Source organism: Candidatus Pseudomonas auctus, assembly GCF_048654275.1.
In the GTDB taxonomy this organism is placed as follows: Bacteria; Pseudomonadota; Gammaproteobacteria; order Pseudomonadales; family Pseudomonadaceae; genus Aquipseudomonas; species Aquipseudomonas pharyngis.
This window is the reverse complement of sequence record NZ_JBJYZK010000003.1, coordinates 401,336-421,718: the sequence shown is the minus strand read 5'-3', so window position 1 is coordinate 421,718 and position 20,383 is coordinate 401,336. Positions and strand designations below refer to the sequence as shown.

19 protein-coding genes and 1 pseudogene are annotated in these 20,383 nt (G+C 59.0%); 9 read left to right on the top strand and 11 right to left on the bottom strand.

Annotation, left to right across the window (positions count from 1 at the left end):
- Positions 1-58: 58 nt before the first annotated feature.
- The 4 genes from ACKUG4_RS08400 to ACKUG4_RS08385 form a co-directional block, all read right to left on the bottom strand.
- Positions 59-1,474: an OprD family porin gene (locus tag ACKUG4_RS08400; protein WP_064593356.1), complete on the bottom strand. Its 1,416-nt coding sequence runs from the start codon at positions 1,472-1,474 to the stop codon at positions 59-61.
- 177 nt (positions 1,475-1,651) lie between these two features.
- On the bottom strand, positions 1,652-3,250 hold the full coding sequence (locus tag ACKUG4_RS08395) for an ABC transporter substrate-binding protein (protein WP_445433801.1): 1,599 nt from the start codon (positions 3,248-3,250) through the stop codon (positions 1,652-1,654).
- A 301-nt stretch (positions 3,251-3,551) separates the two neighbouring features.
- Complete coding sequence (locus tag ACKUG4_RS08390) at positions 3,552-5,177, bottom strand: ABC transporter substrate-binding protein (RefSeq protein WP_064593358.1); 1,626 nt, start codon at positions 5,175-5,177, stop codon at positions 3,552-3,554.
- A gap of 260 nt (positions 5,178-5,437) precedes the next feature.
- Positions 5,438-7,039, bottom strand: a complete 1,602-nt coding sequence (locus tag ACKUG4_RS08385; protein WP_445433800.1) for an ABC transporter substrate-binding protein — start codon at positions 7,037-7,039, stop codon at positions 5,438-5,440.
- Positions 7,040-7,890: 851 nt separating this feature from the next.
- On the opposite strand from ACKUG4_RS08385, the gene ACKUG4_RS08380 reads away from it, so the two are divergent.
- Complete coding sequence (locus ACKUG4_RS08380) at positions 7,891-8,250, top strand: DUF6124 family protein (RefSeq protein ID WP_445433799.1); 360 nt, start codon at positions 7,891-7,893, stop codon at positions 8,248-8,250.
- Between the two features lie 187 nt (positions 8,251-8,437).
- Here the strand turns inward: ACKUG4_RS08380 and ACKUG4_RS08375 are convergent, their stop codons facing one another.
- Complete coding sequence (locus ACKUG4_RS08375) at positions 8,438-9,154, bottom strand: SIMPL domain-containing protein (protein WP_445433798.1); 717 nt, start codon at positions 9,152-9,154, stop codon at positions 8,438-8,440.
- A 262-nt stretch (positions 9,155-9,416) separates the two neighbouring features.
- Here ACKUG4_RS08375 and ACKUG4_RS08370 point away from each other — a divergent pair, with 262 nt between their 5' ends.
- The 5 genes from ACKUG4_RS08370 to ACKUG4_RS08350 all read left to right on the top strand — a co-directional run bounded on the left by ACKUG4_RS08370 (position 9,417) and on the right by ACKUG4_RS08350 (position 14,379).
- Positions 9,417-9,611, top strand: a complete 195-nt coding sequence (locus ACKUG4_RS08370) for a hypothetical protein (RefSeq protein ID WP_085647675.1) — start codon at positions 9,417-9,419, stop codon at positions 9,609-9,611.
- Positions 9,612-9,801: 190 nt separating this feature from the next.
- Positions 9,802-11,064 (top strand): ATP-binding protein, encoded by a 1,263-nt coding sequence (locus tag ACKUG4_RS08365; protein ID WP_445433797.1) that lies wholly within the window; start codon positions 9,802-9,804, stop codon positions 11,062-11,064.
- Positions 11,057-11,617 (top strand): response regulator transcription factor, encoded by a 561-nt coding sequence (locus ACKUG4_RS08360; protein WP_003221630.1) that lies wholly within the window; start codon positions 11,057-11,059, stop codon positions 11,615-11,617. Before ACKUG4_RS08365 ends, ACKUG4_RS08360 begins: the two co-directional genes overlap by 8 nt.
- Before the next feature lie 96 nt (positions 11,618-11,713).
- On the top strand, positions 11,714-13,441 hold the full coding sequence (locus tag ACKUG4_RS08355; RefSeq protein WP_445433796.1) for an ABC transporter ATP-binding protein/permease: 1,728 nt from the start codon (positions 11,714-11,716) through the stop codon (positions 13,439-13,441).
- A 191-nt stretch (positions 13,442-13,632) separates the two neighbouring features.
- On the top strand, positions 13,633-14,379 hold the full coding sequence (locus tag ACKUG4_RS08350; protein WP_175473381.1) for a FadR/GntR family transcriptional regulator: 747 nt from the start codon (positions 13,633-13,635) through the stop codon (positions 14,377-14,379).
- 31 nt (positions 14,380-14,410) lie between these two features.
- On the opposite strand, the gene ACKUG4_RS08345 is transcribed toward ACKUG4_RS08350, so the two are convergent.
- Positions 14,411-14,614 (bottom strand): hypothetical protein, encoded by a 204-nt coding sequence (locus tag ACKUG4_RS08345; protein WP_064593370.1) that lies wholly within the window; start codon positions 14,612-14,614, stop codon positions 14,411-14,413.
- Between the two features lie 103 nt (positions 14,615-14,717).
- Complete coding sequence (locus ACKUG4_RS08340) at positions 14,718-14,981, bottom strand: hypothetical protein (RefSeq protein WP_445433851.1); 264 nt, start codon at positions 14,979-14,981, stop codon at positions 14,718-14,720.
- Here ACKUG4_RS08340 and ACKUG4_RS08335 point away from each other — a divergent pair.
- Positions 14,946-15,134 (top strand): annotated as a pseudogene (locus ACKUG4_RS08335) (FCD domain-containing protein); the annotation flags it as partial. The gene ACKUG4_RS08340 and the pseudogene ACKUG4_RS08335 overlap by 36 nt on opposite strands.
- Positions 15,135-15,141: 7 nt before the next feature.
- Here the strand turns inward: ACKUG4_RS08335 and ACKUG4_RS08330 are convergent.
- From ACKUG4_RS08330 to ACKUG4_RS08315, 4 genes are all read right to left on the bottom strand, one after another.
- Positions 15,142-15,495 (bottom strand): hypothetical protein, encoded by a 354-nt coding sequence (locus ACKUG4_RS08330; RefSeq protein WP_445433795.1) that lies wholly within the window; start codon positions 15,493-15,495, stop codon positions 15,142-15,144.
- A gap of 197 nt (positions 15,496-15,692) precedes the next feature.
- Positions 15,693-16,067 (bottom strand): hypothetical protein, encoded by a 375-nt coding sequence (locus ACKUG4_RS08325; protein ID WP_085647679.1) that lies wholly within the window; start codon positions 16,065-16,067, stop codon positions 15,693-15,695.
- Positions 16,068-16,169: 102 nt separating this feature from the next.
- Entirely contained in the window at positions 16,170-16,361 is a 192-nt protein-coding gene (locus ACKUG4_RS08320; RefSeq protein ID WP_064593376.1) for a hypothetical protein, read from the bottom strand.
- Between the two features lie 11 nt (positions 16,362-16,372).
- Positions 16,373-17,671, bottom strand: a complete 1,299-nt coding sequence (locus tag ACKUG4_RS08315; protein ID WP_445433794.1) for a phospholipase — start codon at positions 17,669-17,671, stop codon at positions 16,373-16,375.
- A gap of 234 nt (positions 17,672-17,905) precedes the next feature.
- Between ACKUG4_RS08315 and kdgD the strand changes: the two genes are divergently transcribed.
- Both kdgD and ACKUG4_RS08305 read left to right on the top strand, forming a co-directional pair.
- Positions 17,906-18,817 (top strand): 5-dehydro-4-deoxyglucarate dehydratase, encoded by a 912-nt coding sequence (gene kdgD, locus ACKUG4_RS08310; RefSeq protein ID WP_011332448.1) that lies wholly within the window; start codon positions 17,906-17,908, stop codon positions 18,815-18,817.
- A gap of 61 nt (positions 18,818-18,878) precedes the next feature.
- Positions 18,879-20,318 carry an aldehyde dehydrogenase family protein gene (locus ACKUG4_RS08305; protein ID WP_445433793.1) on the top strand — a complete coding sequence of 480 codons (1,440 nt, stop codon included), beginning with the start codon at positions 18,879-18,881 and terminating at the stop codon, positions 20,316-20,318.
- The last annotated feature ends 65 nt before the right edge of the window (positions 20,319-20,383 follow it).

Sequence of the window (20,383 nt, the reverse complement as noted above, 5' to 3'; positions counted from 1 at the left end):
TTGAAGACAAAAAGCCGAACGGCCGACTCGTCACTGAGTCAGCCGTCGGCTGGCGGTTTTACAGGATGTTGAATGGAACGGTGGTCACCAGACGGAACTCGTTGATGCTGCCGTCAGCCTGGTTTTCGCTGGCGCGGTGCGCGGTGTAGGTCGCGCGAACGGTGGTTGCCTTCAGAGGACCGCTCTGTACGGCATAAGCGGCACCGATCCCGTATTCATAGTGATGCTCGCCGTCCATCGACTGCACGCCATCGTAGCCGCCACCCTTGTAGTGAGTGCCGTCGATGCCCCAGCCGCGGGCCTGGTAGATGTTGAACTTCAGGCCTGGCACGCCGTATTCGGCCATGTTCAGACCGTAGGCCACCTGGAAGGATTTCTCGTTCGGGCCGTTGAAGTCCGACAGCAGGGAGTTGGCCAGGTAGATGCCGTTTGTTTCGTGCAGGTAGTCGAAGTACTCGTTACCGTTCACTTCCTGGTAGGAGAAGGTCAGGGTATGCGCCTGGTGGGTCAGACCGAACGACAGGGAGTAGGTGTCGTTGTCGATTTCACCGAGTTTTTTCTTACCTTCGTCCACGGTCTTGTAGTAGTTCAGACCGGTGGTCAGGGCCAGAACCGAGCTGTCCCCCAGTACGTGGGTGGCGCCGAAGTAGTACTGGTTCCACAGGTCTTCGGCCTGGGTGCCCCACAGGCTGGTGGTCAGGCTGGCGAACGGCTGGTACGAGATACCGCCGGTGTGAACGTGGTCGGCTTCGGCATCGATCGCGCCGTATTCGGAGCGGAATTTGCTCAGGCTTTCTTCGGTACGCGGCGACACGCGGTCGAACGAAGCCAGGTCGAAGGACAGGTTGTTCAGTTCTTCGCTGTGGATCGCGAGACCTTCGAAGCTCGATGGCAGTGGACGGTTGCCGATCACATCGACCTGCGGGCTGCTGAAGTTCATGCGACCGGCGGTCAGGGTGGTGTTGGAGATCCGCGCCTTGACGTTGGCCAGGCCGACTTTGCTCCACTGGCCCTGGGCTTCGCCGCCTTCACGGGTCAGGGTACGGTTGTTGCCCGCGCCTGGACGGGTTCCCGGTGCGCCGCCGTTGTTGGCCGCCAGGTTCTCGCGGTCACGCTCCAGCGCGATGGCGTTGTACGCCGCCACTTCGGTGCTGAAACCGACGGTGCCTTCGGTGAAGCCCGAGTTGTACTTGACGATGGTGCCTTGCACCCAGTTGATACGGCGGTCGGTCGGGGTGGCCACGCCATCCTTGCGATAGGTGAACTTGCCGCCGCGTTTCAGTTGTTCGTTGGCGTACCAGTTTCGGGTCGTGCCGCTGATTGTGGAGCCTTCGAGAAAGCCGGTGGCTTCAGCCTGGGCGCTCTTCTCGTTGACGGTCACCGGGGTGAACGCCTGGCTTTGGGTTTCCGCATAAGCCGTGGCGGTGATGCTGCTGATGGCCAGGGCCAGTATCGCGGTATTGCTCAGTTTCATGGGTGAAGCTCCTTTACTTTCTTTTTATGCCGGCTTTTTTGGGTTGGCCGGTTATTGGTTTAGAACTCATTCACACATCGCAAACGTTTGCAAAACGCCTGATTGGCGAATTTCGGCAAAGCGCTTGCGTGAGGGGTTAGACGGCCCCCTCAGCATTGCGGCTAATCGGTTTTTTGTTTAATCGATGCTGACACCCGAAAACACGTTGCGACCGAACGGGCTCACCTTGAACCCTTCGACTTTGGCGCTCAGCGGCTGGTTGACCGTCGAGTGGGCGACAGGCGTGATCGGCACTTGCTGCTTGAGCAGTTGCTGGGCCTGTTTGTAGAGCACGGTGCGCTGGTCACGGTCGGTGACGACCTTGGCCTGTTTGATCAGCTTGTCGTAAGCCGGATCGCACCACATGGAGTAGTTGTTGCCGCCGATGGCATCGCAGCTGTAGAGCGTGCCGAGCCAGTTGTCCGGGTCCCCGTTGTCACCGGTCCAGCCGATCAGGCTCACGTCGTGCTCGCCATTCTTGGTGCGCTTGATGTACTCGCCCCATTCGTAGCTGACGATCTTCACTTTCAGACCGATCTTGGCCCAGTCGGCCTGGAGCATTTCGGCCATCAGTTTGGCGTTCGGGTTGTACGGCCGTTGTACCGGCATCGCCCACAGGGTGATCTCGGTGCCTTCCTTGACGCCGGCAGCCTTGAGCAGCTCTTTGGCTTTCTCCGGGTTATAGGCGGCGTCCTTGATCGTGTCGTCGTAGGACCACTGGGTCGGCGGCATGGCGTTGACGGCCAGTTGACCGGCGCCTTGATAAACAGCGTTGAGAATGCCCTGTTTATTCACCGCCATGTCCAGCGCCTGACGCACTTCGAGCTGGTCGAACGGCTTGTGGCGCACGTTGTAGGCGATATAGCCGAGGTTGAAGCCCGGCTTCTCGATCAATTGCAGTTTCGGGTCGTTCTTCAGTGCCGGCACATCGGCCGGACGCGGGTGCAGGGTGACCTGGCATTCGCCGGCCTTGAGCTTTTGCACACGTACCGAGGCGTCGGTATTGATCGCGAAAATCAGGTTCTTCAGCTTCACCCGGCTCGGATCCCAGTAGTGCGGGTTGCCGGTGTAGCGAATGTTCGAGTCTTTCTGGTAGCTCTTGAACACGAACGGGCCAGTGCCGATTGGCTTCTGGTTGATGTCGCTCGGCTTGCCTTCGGCCAGCAGTTTGTCGGCGTACTCGGCGGACAGGATGGCGGCGAAGCTCATGGCGATATTCTGGATGAACGCGGCGTCGACGCTGTTGAGCGTGAACTGCACGGTCAGTGGCCCGGTCTTCTCGACCTTGGCGATGTTCTTGTTGAGGCTCATCCCGTTGAAATACGGGAACTCGGTCGGATAAGCCTTACGGAAAGACTGTTGCGGATCGAGCATGCGGTTAAACGTGAACAGCACGTCGTCGGCGTTGAAATCGCGTGTAGGTTTGAAGTACGGGGTTGTATGAAATTTCACCCCTTCACGCAGGTGAAAGGTGTACTTGAGGCCGTCCTCGGAAATATCCCAGCTGGTTGCGAGGCCCGGTACTACACCGGTCGCGCCTTTTTCGAACTCGGCCAGTCGGTTGTACAGCGGTTCGGCGGCGTCGTTATCGGTCGCCGTTGTGTACTGCGCGGTATCGAAACCGGCCGGACTGCCTTCGGAGCAAAACACCAGGCTGTCGCTGGCGGCATGACTGGCGGACGTGGCAGCCAACAGGCCGGCGCCCAGCAATGCGGAAAAAACCAAGGTATGGCGCATGACGCTCCCTCTTTTTTAGTGTTTTTCAATGCGCCGCGATCCCGTCCAGGGACGTTGTAGCTGCATTGAGCTCAAACCGAAACGAACAGCAAAAACCGAAAGCCCACGCAGTCACTGGTCAGAACCCGACGGTAGGGGCCGTGGGTCTGGCAGTAAATGCGCTGAGTCCTAAAGACTCGTAGGAAAAGGCGACACGTCCTAAACCATCCCGGTCAGACGGGCTGGAAAAGGTTGTAGGCAAATTCCTTACTTCTCGGCAAAAAAAACAGCGGCGACGCTGAAAACGTCGCCGCTGCCTCTTTTATTTGCTGACGCTGACGCCGTAGAAGGAGTTCAAGCCGAACGGGCTGATCTTGAAGTCCTGCACGTTGGCGCGCATGGGTTGATACACCGTCGAGTGAGCGATAGGTGTCATAGGGACTGCATCTTTGAGGACGTGCTGCGCCTCTTTGTAGAGTTCGGTGCGCTTGGCCTGGTCAGTGGTGCGCTTGGCTTCTTTCACGAGGCCGTCGAATTTCTTGTCGCACCATTTGGAGAAGTTGTTGCCGCTCAGGGAGTCGCAACCAAACAGCACGTTGAGCCAGTTGTCCGGATCACCATTGTCACCGCTCCAGCCAATCAGCATGCCCTGGTTCTCGCCACCCTTGGAGCGCTTGATGTACTCGCCCCACTCGTAGCTTTGAATCTTCACGTTCAGACCGATTTTCTTCCAGTCGGACTGGAGCATTTCGGCCATCAGCTTGGCGTTCGGGTTGTACGGACGCTGAACCGGCATCGCCCACAGGACGATCTCGGTACCTTCCTTGACGCCGGCTTCCTTGAGCAGCTGCTTGGCTTTCTCAGGATCGTACTTGGCGTCCTTGATGGTGGTGTCGTAGGACCACTGGGTCGGAGGCATGGCGTTGACGGCCAGTTGTCCGGCGCCCTGGTAAACCGAATCGATGATCTGTGGCTTGTTGACCGACATGTCCAGCGCCTGGCGAACGCGCAGGTCGGCCAGCGGGTTAGGCTCGTTGCTGCCCTTGACCTTGTCCATCACGTTGTAGGCGATGTAGCCCAGGTTGAAGCCGGCCTGGTCAGGCATCTTCAGCGCAGGATCGGCTTTCAGTGCTGCGAGGTCGGCCGGACGCGGGAACAGGGTGACCTGGCACTCGTTCTTCTTCAGCTTCTGGATACGTACCGACGGGTCGGTGGTGATGGCGAAGATCAGGTTGTCGATCTTCACATCTTCAGGCTTCCAGTACTCCTTGTTGCCGGTGTAGCGGATGTTGGAGTCTTTCTGGTAGCTCTTGAACACGAACGGACCAGTGCCGATCGGCTTCTGGTTGATGTCGGCAGCCTTGCCTTCTTTCAGCAGCTGGGCTGCGTACTCGGCGGACTGGATCGACGCGAAGCTCATGGCCATGTTCTGGATGAACGCGGCGTCGACTTCTTTCAGAGTGAACTTGACGGTGTGGTCGTCGACTTTATCGATCTTGGTGATGTTGGTGTCCATCCCCATGTCGGTGAAGTACGGGAATTCGGTCGGGTACGCCTTACGGAACGGGTCATCCTTGTTAATCATGCGATTGAAGGTGAACAGCACGTCGTCGGCGTTGAACTCACGAGTCGGCTTGAAATACGGGGTGGTGTGGAACTTGACGCCTTCACGCAGGTGGAAGGTGTAAGTCAGGCCGTCATCCGAGATGTCCCACTTGGTCGCCAGACCAGGAATCACGGCGGTACCGCCACGCTCGAACTGGGTCAGACGGTTGAACATGGTTTCGGCTGAGGCGTCGAAGTCGGTTCCGGTGGTGTATTGGCCTGGATCGAAACCGGCCGGGCTGCCTTCGGAGCAGAACACCAGGTTAGTCGCAGCGGTGGCGAAAGGTGCGGAGGCTAACAAGCCTGCGCCGACTAAAAACGGAATGACCGCGTGTTTAAGCATGTTGGCCTCATGATTTGTTGTCATTTTTTAGTAGTGAGGTACGACCTCGTGAGTCGTGCCTGCGGATACTTATGCAGGGCCCATACCCAATGCAAGATCCAGAGCGCTCGGCGGCGTCAAAGCGTGGCACGAACGTACCTTAATGTCGCATCCGTATAACTTCTGACGCATTTGACCGTTTGCGGGCGGTTTTTACGGTGCAAATGGAGCCCCAAAACGGTGCATTGGTCACGCTGTGCGCGCCGGATTGGGGCCGGGTGTTACTTATTTATACCCACGCCATAGAAGGGGGTTAGACCGAACGGGCTGATCTTGAAGTCGCTGACTTCCTTGCGCAGCGGCTGGAACACCGTGGAGTTGGCGATCGGCGTGATCGGCACCTGCTGTTTAAGGATCAGTTGCGCCTGTTGATACAGTTTTACCCGTTGCGATTTATCGGTTGACACCTTGGCCTGTTGCACCAGCTTGTCGTACGCCGGATCGCACCATTTGGCGTAGTTGCTGCCCTTCACCGCCGCGCAGCTGTAAAGCACGCCCAGCCAGTTGTCGGGGTCGCCGTTGTCACCGGTCCAGCCGTAGATCATCGCGTCATGTTCGCCATTCTTGGCGCGCTTGATGTACTCGCCCCATTCATAGCTGACGATGTTGGCCTTGATACCGATCTTCTCCCAATCCTGCTGGATCATCTGTGCCGACATCCGCGCATTCGGGTTCGAAGCGCGCTGCACGGTCATGGCCCAGAGGTTGATGGTTGTACCCGGTGCAACCCCGGCTTCCTTGAGTAGCGCTTTGGCTTTCACAGGGTCATGCGGTGCGTCTTTTATGTTCGGATCGAACGACCATTGCGCTGGCGGCAAGGCGTTTTGCGCCAGCTGTCCGGCACTCTGATAAACCGCTTTGATGATTGCCGGTTTGTCGATGGCCATGTCCAGCGCCTGGCGCACTTTGAGCTGATCCAGCGGTGGATGAGTGGTGTTGTAGGCGAGGAAGCCGAGGTTGAAACCGGCCTGTTTCAACACCCGCAGATTCGGGTCTTTTTCCATCACTTCGATGTCGGCGGGGCGCGGGTAGCCGCTGACCTGGCATTCGCCGGTCTTGAGCTTTTGCAGGCGGACGGCGGCGTCCGGGGTGATCGAGAACACCAGGTTGTCGAGCTTCACGTCCTCGGGTTTCCAGTAGTCCTTGTTCGCGGCGTAGCGGATCTGCGCGTCCTTCTGGTAGCGCTTGAACACAAACGGGCCGGTGCCGACCGGTTTCTGGTTGAGGTCAGCGGCGTGGCCTTCCTTCAGCAATTGGGCTGCGTATTCGGCCGATTGCACCGAGGCGAAGCTCATGGCGAGGTTTTGCACGAACGCGGCGTCGACGTTGTTCAGGTTGAAGCGCACGGTGTTGTCGTCGAGTTTTTCCACGGATTTGATCGTGGTGTTCAGGCCCATGTCGGTGAAGTACGGGGACTCGGCGGGGTAGGCCTTGCGAAAGGCGTTGTCCGGGTCGAGCAGGCGCTGGAAGGTGAACAGGACGTCGTCAGCGTTGAAGGTCCGGGTCGGGGTGAAGTAGTCGGTGGTGTGGAATTTTACGTTTTGGCGCAGGTGGAAGGTGTACTGGAGGCCGTCCGGGCTTACGTCCCATTTGGTCGCCAGACCGGGTTCGATTTCGGTGCCGCCGCGTTTGAATTGGGTGAGGCGGTTGAAGACGGTTTCGGCGGAGGCGTCGAAGTCGGTGCCGCTGGTGTATTGGCTGGGGTCGAAGCCTGCGGGGCTGGCTTCGGAGCAGTAGACGAGGGTTGTGGCTGCGTTGGCGATTGGGGTTATGGCGGTCAGGGCCAGGGTGATCAGGAGTGGTTTTAGGGTGGATCTTTGCATGTCTGGCCCGTGGGTTTTTAGGTGGTTGATCCTTGAGGTTAGCGGGGATTTGGGGGTGTTCGGAAATATCGTTTTTTGAGGGGATGCGTCTATCTCGGTATATCTGGCGGGTTTTTGGGCATATCCGTTTCTTCGGGTGCTGCTGCTTATGGTTCCGCCCTGACGGCGGGTCACTTTTTACAAACGCCTAAAAAGTAACCAAAAACGCTTGCTCCTGCGTTCGGCCCGCTCGCTAAGGCTCGGGGTTCCTTCGCTCCGGGATTCATCCGGGGGCATCGCCTACGGTTTGCTTCGCTGCACCTCCTCTCGATGTGTTTGGCTTCGCCAAACGGTCGCTTCGCTCCCACCCCCGGATAAATCCCTCCACTCAGCCTTCCGACGTCGCCAAAAGATCAAGAGCTTTACTCGAGCTAACGCTCATCGTGTTGAGTGGTGGGAAGCGGAAAGCGGAAAGCAACTGCGGACTGCTTGATCGTTCCCACGCTCCGCGTGGGAATGCAGCCCGGGACGCTCCGCGTTCCATTTTCGAATGTTTAAAGATGTGTGTGATTCACCGAACCTTCCCACAATGTTTTCAGGTTGTCCGTCGGAAGTACGCTCTCTAGTCTTTGGTTGTCGCTGCCAATTCAGCGACCGGGAGTGAGATCCCGGCTATTCATTTGGATACTTGTGCGAGCCCCTTCATAATCGCCGCCAGTTTAGACTGTCAGCGATTCTTTATGGCGGCTGTGTACGGGTGGACGAATGTCCTGCCGGGTATCCATACCGGTGATCTCACCCCGTACATAGCTGCCACCTCTTCTTCGAGTGAGATCGGGAAAAGTGGCTCCATAACCTGGAGAAATTGCTACATGGATAAGCTGATACCCGACCCACCCCTCGAATCACCCACCCCCCTAGAAGAAGCCATGCGCGCCGAAGACCTCGCCCGCAACCGCGAAGCCATCAAACGCGCCCTCGACTATTACCTGTGCCCCAATCCTTCCAAACCGCGCCCGAGCACGATGTACATGGTCACTCCCAACGTCGACACCGAAAGCCTGCTGGCCAACGCCTGCGAGTCCCTGGCGTCGGCCAGTACCATCGCGAGCAATTTCGCCAATGAGCTCAGCGGTTCGCAGCGCAGTACGGCGCTCGGGATCCAGCAGATCATCATGCTGGCCGAGCTGGCGGTGAACCGCGCGCTGGACCGGGTTGATCCGCAAACCTGACGACCGCGTCATCGTTCATCGCGGGCAAGCCCGCTCCCACAGGGTCGTACGCGATTTCAATAAATGCGCAGAACTGGTGGGAGCTGGCTTGCCAGCGATGACGGCAGAGCTGACAACACAAATCCCGGGCACAAAAAAAACCGGCGATCATCACTGATCGCCGGTTTTTCATTCAGCTGTCATTCAATCACTGCATCAACACTTCAATCGAACCATCAGCGGTCAGGCTGACCTGGCTAGTGCCGGCTTCGACTTCAGGCGTGACGGGCGCCGAATCCATGCCCGCCGCTTTCATCATCATCGGGGCGCGCATGTACGGTTGCGGGAAGCCGTTGCTGTTGAGGTTCAGGTTGACGATTTTGTAGCCCTTGCCGCCCAGGGCGTCGGTGGCCAGTTGGGCGCGGGCCTTGAAGGCGGTGACGGCTTCTTTCAGCAGTTTGTCTTCGCTGGCCTTGCGGGTCGGGTCGGCGATGGCGAAGTCCATGCCGCCCATTTTCAGGTCGGTCAGCAGCTCACCGGTGAGTTTGGATAGGGCGGCGAAGTCGGCGCTTTCCAGGCGCAGTTCGGCGCGTTCGCGCCAGCCGGTGATTTTCTGACCTTTGGTGTCGTAGATCGGGTAGCTGTTGCGGCTGCCCTGGCGCAGGGTGATGTCTTTGACCTGCTTGGCCTGGGCCAGGGCCTTGTTCATGGTGGTGCTGACGTCGGCGGCGAGTTTGGCAGGGTCAGTGTTTTGTTCTTCGGTGTAGAGGGTCACGATCATCAGGTCGCGGGCCACTTCCTGGCTGACTTCGGCGCGCAGGGAAATCTGGTTGTAGTGCAGCTCATCGGCGGCCAGGGCCGGAAGGCTGGCGGCGCTGCCGACGGTCAGGGCGAGAAGGGCGGCGCTGCGGCGAAATGTGTGCATGAAAGCTCCTTGATGAGGGCGCAGGTGATGTTCGGGGGCCTGCGTGAAACCATCAGACTCTAGCTTCTGTGATCCGGTTCGCCCAGTTACAACTTCTATACAGATCACGCTGACGTCCATCCGTCGGAGAGGTGGCGTTACCTGTTAGTTCTGACAGTAGAAATGTTCAACGTGTTGGTCGAGCATCACTAAGCCCTTCGCCATAGCCATCAACTGGCCGAGTGATCGGCTTCGATGAACTCCATCCTATAAGGAAATAGTCATGACACCGGAAGCGAAAACAGATGCAAACCAACGCGGTTTTGATGTCCTTTTTGTCAATGGACCCCATGATCAGCAATGGGTCGACGTTTTTATCCATGGCACGCAACAAGGATTTCGGTTCGGCACGATCGAGGAAGGCTGGAACAAGGTCCAGGAGTTGATTAACAGGGATTCCTACGGAATTGGGAACTGACTGAGCCTTCAAACCGGTTATCTCAAATAGATCGCCGGTTTTTTCGCTTTTCGAATACCACTCGTGACGGCAGCCTTATAGCTGTCACACAACTTTCTGCCATGTGGTCGTTTGCCGCACTTTCGCCTCTCGAGCTCGCGCCTTGGTTATACTCCGTGCGATCCGCCTGGAGCGCTCATCAGGAGAGCTCATGCTCGCCCCCGTACAATTGACTTCCGCCACTCGCCAGAACCTCTGGCGGCTGACTTTCATCCGCACCCTGGTGCTCGCCGCACAGGCCGGTTCCGTGGGCCTGGCTTACTGGCTGGATCTGTTGCCGTTGCCGTGGGTGCAACTGGTGATGACCCTCGGCTGTTCGATTCTGCTGTGTGTGTTCACCGCCGTGCGTTTGCGCACTTCGTGGCCGGTGACCGAGCTCGAATACGCGCTGCAACTGGCCTGCGATCTGGTTATCCACAGTGCCTTGCTGTATTTCTCCGGTGGTTCGACCAACCCGTTCGTTTCGTATTATCTGGTGCCGCTGACCATCGCTGCGGTGACGCTGCCGTGGCGTTATTCGGTAGTGCTGTCGGGCATTGCGTTGGCCTTGTACACCCTAATGCTGACGCACTTCTATCCGCTGGAAACCCTGCCGGTCGCGCGGGAAAACCTGCAGATCTACGGCATGTGGCTGAGCTTTGCCCTGGCGGCGGCAGTGATTACGTTCTTCGCCGCGCGCATGGCTGAAGAGCTGCGCCGCCAGGAAGAGTTGCGCGCGATCCGCCGGGAAGAAGGCCTGCGCGACCAGCAATTGCTGGCCGTTGCGACTCAGGCCGCCGGTGCCGCCCATGAACTGGGCACACCGCTGGCGACCATGAGTGTGTTGCTCAACGAAATGCAGCGGGATCACCCCGATCCAATGCTGCAGGAAGACCTGAAGGTGTTGAAGGATCAGGTGAAGCTCTGTAAGGAGACCTTGCAACAACTGGTGCGCGCCGCCGAAGCCAATCGCCGGATGGCGGTGGAGATGCAGGACGTCACCGAGTGGCTCGACGAGGCGCTCAACCGCTGGCACCTGATGCGCCCGGAAGCCAGTTATCGATTCCAGCGTCTGGGCCAGGGCCCATTGCCGCGTGTAGCACCGCCGCCGGATCTGACCCAGGCCTTGTTGAATCTGTTGAACAACGCCGCCGATGCCTGCCCGGAAAACCTTCAGGTGACCCTGGACTGGACCGCCGAAGACCTGACCATCAGCATCCGCGATCATGGCGCCGGTGTGCCGCTGGCCATCGCCGAGCAGATCGGCAAACCGTTTTTTACCACCAAGGGCAAAGGTTTCGGCCTGGGCCTGTTTTTGAGCAAGGCCAGCGTGACACGCGCCGGCGGCTCAGTGAAACTCTATAGTCATGAGGAAGGCGGCACGCTCACCGAGCTGCGCCTGCCCCACGGCGCCCGAGGAGAGCAACATGAGTGACGAAATCCAAGTCGAAGGCGAAGAACTGCCGCATTTGCTGCTGGTCGATGACGACGCGACCTTCACCCGGGTGATGGCCCGGGCCATGGCCCGTCGTGGTTTCCGCGTCAGCACCGCCGGTTCCGCCGAAGAAGGCCTGACCATCGCCCAGGCCGATCTGCCGGACTATGCCGCGCTGGACCTGAAGATGGACGGCGATTCCGGTCTGGTCCTGCTGCCGAAACTGCTGGAGCTGGACCCGGAAATGCGCGTGGTGATCCTCACCGGTTACTCGAGCATTGCCACCGCGGTCGAGGCGATCAAGCGCGGCGCCTGCAACTATCTGTGCAAACCGGCCGACGCCGACGATGTGCTGGCAGCGCTGCTGTCCGAACACGCCGACCTCGACAGCCTGGTGCCGGAAAACCCGATGTCGGTGGATCGCCTGCAGTGGGAGCACATCCAGCGCGTGCTGACCGAGCACGAAGGCAACATTTCCGCCACTGCCCGCGCCTTGGGCATGCACCGCCGCACCCTGCAGCGCAAACTGCAGAAGCGTCCGGTTCGTCGCTGAACCTGCGCTGAACGACCATCGCCAGCCCTCGCGATGAAGCGCGCCGATCATCTATGATCGGTGCGTGTCTGTTCTTTTCTTTATCGAGCCTTTTCCATGAATCAGAACGCTGAATATTCCGCGGTCAACGATACTGTGCGCGGGCAGTTTTTTCGCAAGGTGTGGGCCATGATCACGCCTTACTGGCGCAGCGAAGAGAAGGGCAAGGCCTGGACGTTGCTGATCGCCGTGATTGCGCTGACGTTGTTCAGCGTGGCGATCTCGGTGTGGATCAACAGTTGGTACAAGGACTTCTACAACGCCCTGCAGAAGAAGGACGAGGCGGCGTTCTGGCAGTTGATCCTGTATTTCTGCGGCATTGCGGCGGTGGCGATTCTTGGCGCGGTGTATCGCCTGTACCTGACGCAGATGCTGACCATCCGCTGGCGTGCGTGGCTCACCGAGAACCATTTCAAACGCTGGCTCGGGCACAAGAACTACTACCAGCTGGAGCAGGGCGGCTACACCGACAACCCTGACCAGCGGATTTCCGAAGATCTCAATACCTTTACCACCAACACCTTGAATCTCGCGTTGGGCCTGATCCGCACGGTGGTCAGCCTGGTGTCGTTTTCGATCATTCTGTGGGGCGTGTCCGGCAGCATCGAAGTGTTTGGTATCGAGATTCCCGGCTACATGTTCTGGTGTGCGCTGCTGTACGCAGCGGTCGGCAGTTGGCTGACGCACCTGATCGGTCGACGCCTGATCGGCCTGAACAACCAGCAGCAACGCTTCGAAGCGGACCTACGCTTCTCCATGGTGCGAGTACGTGAGAACGCCGAGAGTATTGCGTTGTACAACGGCGAGCCGAACGAGAATCGTCGCCTGAGCAACCGCTTCGGGCTGGTCTGGCACAACTTCTGGGACATCATGCGGGTGTCCAAGCGCCTGACGTTCTTCACCTCGGGTTACGGCCAGATCGCAATCATCTTCCCGTTCATCGTCGCGGCCCCGCGTTACCTGACCGGCAAGATCGAGCTGGGTGAGCTGATGCAGATCAACTCGGCGTTCGGCAACGTGCAGGAGAACTTCAGCTGGTTCATCAACGCCTATGCGGACCTCGCCGCGTGGCGCGCCACCTGTGATCGTCTGCTGAGTTTCCGCCAGGCCATGACCGACAACGAAGAACGTGCACCGGCCATCGACGTGCAGAATCAGGGCAATGAGCTGAAGGTTCATAACCTGGGCCTTGATCTGGCCGACGGTCGTCACCTGCTGACCAGCGCCGACATGACCGTGGAGCAGGGTGATCGGGTGATGCTCAGCGGTCGTTCCGGCAGCGGTAAATCCACGCTGCTGCGGGCGATGGGTCATTTGTGGCCGGCCGGGCACGGCAGCATTCGCCTGCCGGCTTCGCGTTATCTGTTCCTGCCGCAAAAGCCGTATCTGCCGATCGGCACCCTGCGCGACGCCTTGAGTTATCCACAGCCGGGCGACACCTACGCACCAGAACGTTATGCACAAGTGCTGGAAACCTGCCGTCTGCCGCATCTGGTGGCTCGACTGGACGAAGCCAACCACTGGCAGCGCATGTTGTCGCCGGGTGAACAGCAACGTCTGGCCTTCGCCCGCGCGCTCCTTTACGCACCGCAGTGGTTGTACATGGATGAGGCGACTTCAGCGATGGATGAGGAAGACGAAGCGACGCTGTATCAGGCGCTGATCGATCAGATACCGGGGCTGAGCATTGTCAGCGTCGGCCATCGCAGCAGTCTGAAGCGTTTCCACCCACGGCATGTGCGGATCGACAGCGGTCATCTGGTAGAGCAAACCGTGACTGCCTGATCGATACACAGCCCATGTGGGAGCTGGCTTGCCAGCGATGGCGTCGGTTCAGTCGACATCTTTATCGACGGGTATGGCCTCATCGCTGGCAAGCCAGCTCCCACAGTATTTGTGTGGAAACGGAAAGTGATCGTACAACCCGCTTGAGCTATGATGCCCACAAGCCGAATTTTCGAGACAAGATGCAGACCATGGAAAACCTGATCGACACCCCGCGACTCCCTCGCAAGCGCCGCAGCCTGGCTCAGGAACTGGTGACGGTGCTGACCGAGCAGATCCGCGACGGTCTGCTCAAGCGCGGCGACAAGTTGCCCACCGAGTCGGCGATCATGGAAGCCCATGGCGTCAGCCGCACCGTGGTGCGCGAGGCAATTTCCCGTTTGCAGGCGGCGGGGCAGGTGGAAACCCGTCATGGCATCGGCACCTTCGTGCTCGACACCCCGAGCCCCAGCGGTTTCCGGATCGACCCAGCCACCGTGGTCACCCTGCGGGACGTGTTGGCCATTCTCGAATTGCGTATCAGCCTCGAAGTCGAATCCGCCGGCCTTGCCGCGCAGCGGCGCAGCACCGAGCAACTCGCTGCGATGCGCGCGGCCCTTGATGCGCTGAATGACAGCGTGGCCCACGCCAGCGATGCAGTGGCGTCGGACTTCCAGTTCCATCTGCAAATCGCGCTGTCCACCGGCAACCGCTACTTCACCGACATCATGACCCACCTGGGCACCAGCATCATTCCGCGCACTCGCCTGAACTCGGCGCGACTGGCCCATGACGATCAGCAGCACTACATGAATCGCCTGAGTCGCGAGCACGAGGAAATCTACGACGCCATCGCCCGTCAGGATTCCGATGCCGCCCGCGCGGCCATGCGCCTGCATTTGACCAACAGCCGGGAAAGACTGCGTCAGGCTCATGAAGAGGCGCAGGCGCAGGGTTGATTGTTGCCTATCGTTCGAGTTGTCGATTGTTTCAAGGTTTATAAACCTCGGTCTCGAGCATGACATCGGTGATGGGCTCTTCGATATCGAAGGGCACAGACAGGATTTTTTTGGTGACGATGTACTGCTGGTCGACACCCGCGAACTTCAGAATGTCGGACAAATTGACAATCCCCTCGAACATAAAATACCGCCGATTGCCCACGGGGTTCTTAAGCGTGTAGGTCACTTTCATGATTGCAGCTCCTGGACTGAGAATTGAGTCTCAGCCTAGGAGCAGTCATTCTGTCGGCGCACCTGTAAAAACTAACAGTTTCGACGAGCGGTGCTGGCTGGTCTCAGGCTTCAACGTAGAGCTTCAACGGTTCGAAGGAAGGCTGCAGACTGGCCTCATCAGCAAACTTGTAGCCCAGTTCAACGGTGCTGTTCAGGTACTTTTCCAGTTCGAATCTGGGGATGCTCAGTTCGATCCCGGTCAGGCCGACCATGTCATCGAGGGCGTCATCCCAAGTGCCGGTCGGTTTCGACAAACCCTGCCATTCGGGCTCTTCCGGGGCGTCACCTATAACTCGGCACGACTGGCCCATGACGATAAGCAGCACTACATGAATCGCCTGAGTCGCGAGCACGAGGAAATCTACGACGCCATCGCCCGTCAGGATTCCGATGCCGCCCGCGCGGCCATGCGCCTGCACCTGACCAACAGCCGCGAACGGCTGCGCCAGGCTCATGAAGAGGCACAGGCGCAGGGGTGATTGTTGCTTATCGTTCGAGTTGAACTGTCAGCAATGGGGATGACACAGCGCTACCGGTGTATCTGGTGACGGTGTAATGCAATTCGGCCTTGGCACCGGGAACAAGTTTTTTCTCAAAGACATCTTTGGAGATGGCGAAGATCACTGGCCTTCCCACCTCGGCTGCGGTCAGTACACGGGTCCCTTGCCATTCGTTACCGGTCGAGGTCCTTACGTGCATGTTAATCACGTCGCCAACAACGGCCTGGGAGAAAGGCGCTACAACGCTGTGAGCGTCTCCCTTCAGTTTGCCAACGTGGAGCACACCATTCACGGCTTCTTCGAGATCCGGTGCCGCCAAGGCTTTGACTTGTGCAGTCATGATCAAACTCCTTTTCACATCCATTTGAACCCTGTTCAGAGCGCAGCCATGTTGTTGCGCTGACGGAGCCGGTTCGTTAACTCCTCAGCGATTGAAGCCGGGAATGGATGTGCACGGCACCTGTTAGAAATAACAGTTTCGACGAACGGTCGATGCCTTCGGAAAGGTATGCCTGGTCTGCGGGAAAACGGCTGGCTTCAGGTCTCTATATGTAGCGTCAACGGTTCGGAGGAAGGCTCCAGACTGGCCTCATCAGCAAACTTGTAGCGCAGTTCAACGGTGCTGTTCAGGTACTTTTCCAGCTCGAATCTCGGGATGCTCAGTTCGATCCCGGTCAGGCCGACCATGTCATCGAGTGCGTCATCCCAGACGCCGGTCTGCTCCGACAAGCCTTGCCATTCGGGCTCTTCCGGGTCGTCACCGAGGATCGGGTACACATCCCAGTTCGGCGGTGTGTTCTGGCCATCGGGTACACGGACGATCAGGTCGTCATCCAGCGTCGATAACCGCAGGATGATCGAGTCGCTGGCGTGATCGGGGAATTGTGGAAGGTGTGCAGCGGCAAACGTCATGTTTCGCTCTCCTTGAAAGATCTGCCGCGATCCTTCGCGGCAGTCGTCGCACTTTACCCGGCGAATCGGTGACGCGCGCCGGAGCAATCTTGTCCGGGCATTTCAGCTGTGGGGCAGAATCGAACGATCCACCCTGACCGCCAGTTTTCCCGGGCCGGGCTTGACGTCGAACGTCGCCTGGCCATGAGCATCCACCGACGCGCGGGCGATAGCCACGCCATCGCGCAGCAATTGCAGCGGCGCACCTTTCAATGATTGGCCCGAGGCCAGTTCCAGTTTCAATTTGAGGGTCATCGAATCGCTCCTTAATTCGTGTTGCCGGTTGGGTGATAGTCCTTGAGCAGCAGGTAAGTGCTCCAGCCCCACCAGTCGTCGACGGTGGCGGTGTCGTTGAGGTTGTTGACGTCCTTGCGCCGCAGGACTTTGTTGCCCTCGACGCGGAACAGTGGCGAGAAGTTGTTGGCCGGGTCCAGCACGGCGGTCAGATCCGGCAGCCGTTGCAGCGCGTTGAAGGTGGTCGGCACGTTGCCGCTTGAATACGCGGCATACACCTCGTCCGCCGAATCCTGTACGGCTTGATTCACCTGATTGCGGTTGTCGGCATCCGTGGCATCGAAGTAGCGCTTGTCACCGAACGCCCGCCATTGCTCGCCATGGCCGTTGCGTACCTTGAGGCCGAACTTGCTGTCTTCGTCGTGCATGAAGCGGGTGATCAACGAGCCCAGGTCACTCGGCGTCACCGCGGCGGCCATGGCCTTGCGCGGCACTCGCAAATGTCCGGAGGAGAACAGGTCGGTGAGGTAGTGGTCGGCAAAAGCGTTCATCGCGTAGGCCCGTTCCAGTTGCAGTTCGTCTTGGCTGGCGTGGGCGGCAGCGGCGTTTTGCAGGGCAACGGTGTGCCCGGCGATGTAGGCTTGTCGGGCCCATTCGCCGAAATGGTCGGCGTTGTTCGCCGCCAGTTTCAGATAGCGACCGAGCGGAAACAGCGCCGAGACGAAACTGCCGCCGCCGGTGATTTTGTTCCACTCTTCCGACAACGTATCTCCTAACGCGTCGTAGGCCTCATGAGGCTGCTTGCCGTCCTTGATTGCCTGTTTAACCGCGTCGATCTCTTTTTGCATGATCGCGAGAATTTGCGTCGCTTCAACTTTAGAAGCGGGCAGCGCTGCGAGGCTGTCGAAGGCTGCCGTGAAGCGCTGAAGGCGATCAGCCGGGGTCGATCCTTCATTGATCGGGCGGTCGACGATTCCATAGAAATCACCACCCAGTGCCAGCACCTGGCCGTAGGTCAGCGCCAACCCGTTCGGCAGATGCAGGGGCACGTTTTGCGCGAGTACCGGCTCGGCATTTTCAACGAAACGCAGCTGGGTGTTATCGCCGATAGCCGTGTGTTCCGCACCTTCGAAGCGCAGTTGCGGCTTGCCTTTCAAGGCTTGAGCGGGCAGGGTGGTCACGGGTTCGACATCGCTGTGCGAGTCGGCGGTGTGCAACAGCAAGTGCGGGTTTTCGGCATTGAACGCGATGCCGCCGGGGGTAAACAAGTCATCAAAACGAGCGATGACCGGTGCAGGTTTTTCGGGGCATTTTGTTTGTAGACCGGACATTTCTTTCTCCTTGATATGTCGTCGGCAGGTTGTATTTAACTGTACGTATATACAGTTAAGTTCAGCCTAGTCGAGAAATTTCCTACGTCAAAAAGAAATCCTGTCCGACAAAAATGCCCTCCAACGATGAAATGCAGTTGACGGTTATATTTTAAGTTGTACGATGACCTACAACTTCGGCGAAGGCTGAACGGTCCACTCACAAAAAAACGTTGCTACCAGGGTGTTCGAATAATGAATCCACAAGAACTGAAGTCCATCCTCTCCGCCGGCCTGCTCTCGTTCCCGGTGACCGATTTCAATGCCCAGGGCGATTTCAACCGCGCTGGCTACATCAAACGCCTGGAATGGCTGGCCCCGTACGGTGCTTCAGCCCTGTTCGCCGCCGGTGGCACCGGTGAATTCTTCTCCCTGGCTGCCAGCGAATACTCGGAAATCATCAAGACTGCCGTCGACACCTGCGCCAGCAGCGTGCCGATCCTCGCCGGTGTCGGTGGTTCGACCCGCCAGGCCATCGAATACGCTCAGGAAGCCGAGCGTCTGGGCGCCAAAGGTCTGTTGCTGCTGCCGCACTACCTGACCGAAGCCAGCCAGGACGGTGTCGCCGCCCACGTTGAAGCGGTGTGCAAATCGGTCAACATCGGTGTGGTGGTGTACAACCGCAACGTCTGCCGCCTGACCGCGCCGCTGCTGGAGCGTCTGGCCGAACGCTGCCCGAACCTGATCGGTTACAAGGACGGTCTGGGTGATATCGAGCTGATGGTGTCGATCCGTCGTCGTCTCGGCGATCGCTTCAGCTACCTCGGTGGTCTGCCGACCGCCGAAGTCTACGCTGCTGCCTACAAGGCCCTGGGCGTGCCGGTCTACTCGTCGGCGGTGTTCAACTTCATCCCGAAAACCGCGATGGACTTCTACCACGCGATTGCCCGCGAAGATCACGCCACCGTCGGCAAGATCATCGACGACTTCTTCCTGCCGTACCTGGATATCCGCAACCGCAAGGCCGGTTACGCCGTGAGCATCGTCAAGGCAGGCGCCAAGATCGCCGGCTATGACGCAGGCCCGGTGCGGGCGCCGCTGACTGACCTGACCGGCGAAGAGTACGAAATGCTCGCTGCGCTGATCGACAAGCAAGGTGCGCAGTAACACACCTCTATAAACAAGGCCGCTGAGCAATCAGCGGCCTTTTGCGTCAGGAGAATGATTCGTGACCAAGCGCTATGACAACTACATCAACGGTGAATGGGTCGCCGGTAACGATTACTCGGCGAACATCAACCCGTCCGAACTGAGCGACACCATCGGCGATTACGCCAAGGCTGACCTGGCTCAGGTCAACGCCGCCATTGACGCCGCGCGCGCCGCGTTCCCGGCGTGGTCGACCTCGGGCATTCAGGCCCGTCACGATTCGCTGGACAAAGTCGGCACCGAAATCCTCGCCCGCCGCGAAGAGCTCGGCACCCTGCTGGCCCGGGAAGAGGGCAAGACCTTGCCCGAAGCCATCGGCGAAGTGACCCGCGCCGGCAACATCTTCAAGTTCTTCGCTGGCGAGTGCCTGCGCCTGTCCGGCGACTACGTGCCGTCGGTGCGTCCGGGCGTCAACGTCGAAGTCACCCGCGAAGCCCTGGGTGTGGTCGGCCTGATCACCCCGTGGAACTTCCCGATTGCCATCCCGTCGTGGAAAATCGCCCCGGCCCTGGCCTACGGCAACTGCGTGGTGTTGAAGCCAGCGGATCTGGTGCCGGGTTGCGCCTGGGCCCTGGCTGAAATCATCTCCCGCGCAGGTTTCCCTGCCGGCGTGTTCAACCTGGTGATGGGCAGCGGCCGCGTGGTTGGCGAAGCGTTGGTCAACAGCCCGAAAGTCGACGGCATCAGCTTCACCGGCTCTGTCGGTGTGGGTCGGCAGATCGCGGTCAATTGCGTGTCGCGCCAGGCCAAGGTTCAGTTGGAGATGGGCGGCAAGAACCCGCAGATCATTCTCGACGACGCCGACCTCAAGCAGGCGGTCGAGCTGTCGGTGCAGAGCGCGTTCTACTCCACTGGCCAGCGTTGCACGGCTTCGAGCCGATTGATCGTCACTGCCGGGATTCACGACAAGTTCGTCGAAGCCATGGCCGAGCGCATGAAGTCGATCAAGGTCGGCCACGCGCTGAAGACCGGCACCGATATCGGTCCGGTGGTTTCGCAAGCGCAGCTTGAACAGGACATGAAGTACATCGACATCGGTCAGTCCGAAGGTGCGCGTCTGGTCAGCGGCGGTGGTCTGGTGACCTGCGACACCGAGGGTTACTTCCTTGCGCCGACCCTGTTTGCCGACAGCGAAGCGTCGATGCGCATCAGCCGCGAAGAGATCTTCGGCCCGGTGGCCAACATCGTTCGCGTGGCCGATTACGAGGCTGCACTGGCCATGGCCAACGACACCGAATTCGGTCTGTCGGCGGGTATCGCCACCACGTCGCTGAAGTACGCCAACCACTTCAAGCGTCATTCCCAGGCCGGGATGGTGATGGTCAACCTGCCGACCGCCGGTGTCGATTACCACGTTCCGTTCGGTGGCCGTAAGGGTTCATCCTATGGCTCACGTGAGCAAGGCCGCTATGCGCAAGAGTTCTACACGGTCGTGAAGACCAGCTACATCGGTTCGTAAATCGCTGCACCCGCGCCGGGCCTTCGCCTGAGGCCCTGCGCGGCACAAGACCAAAGAATGTTTTA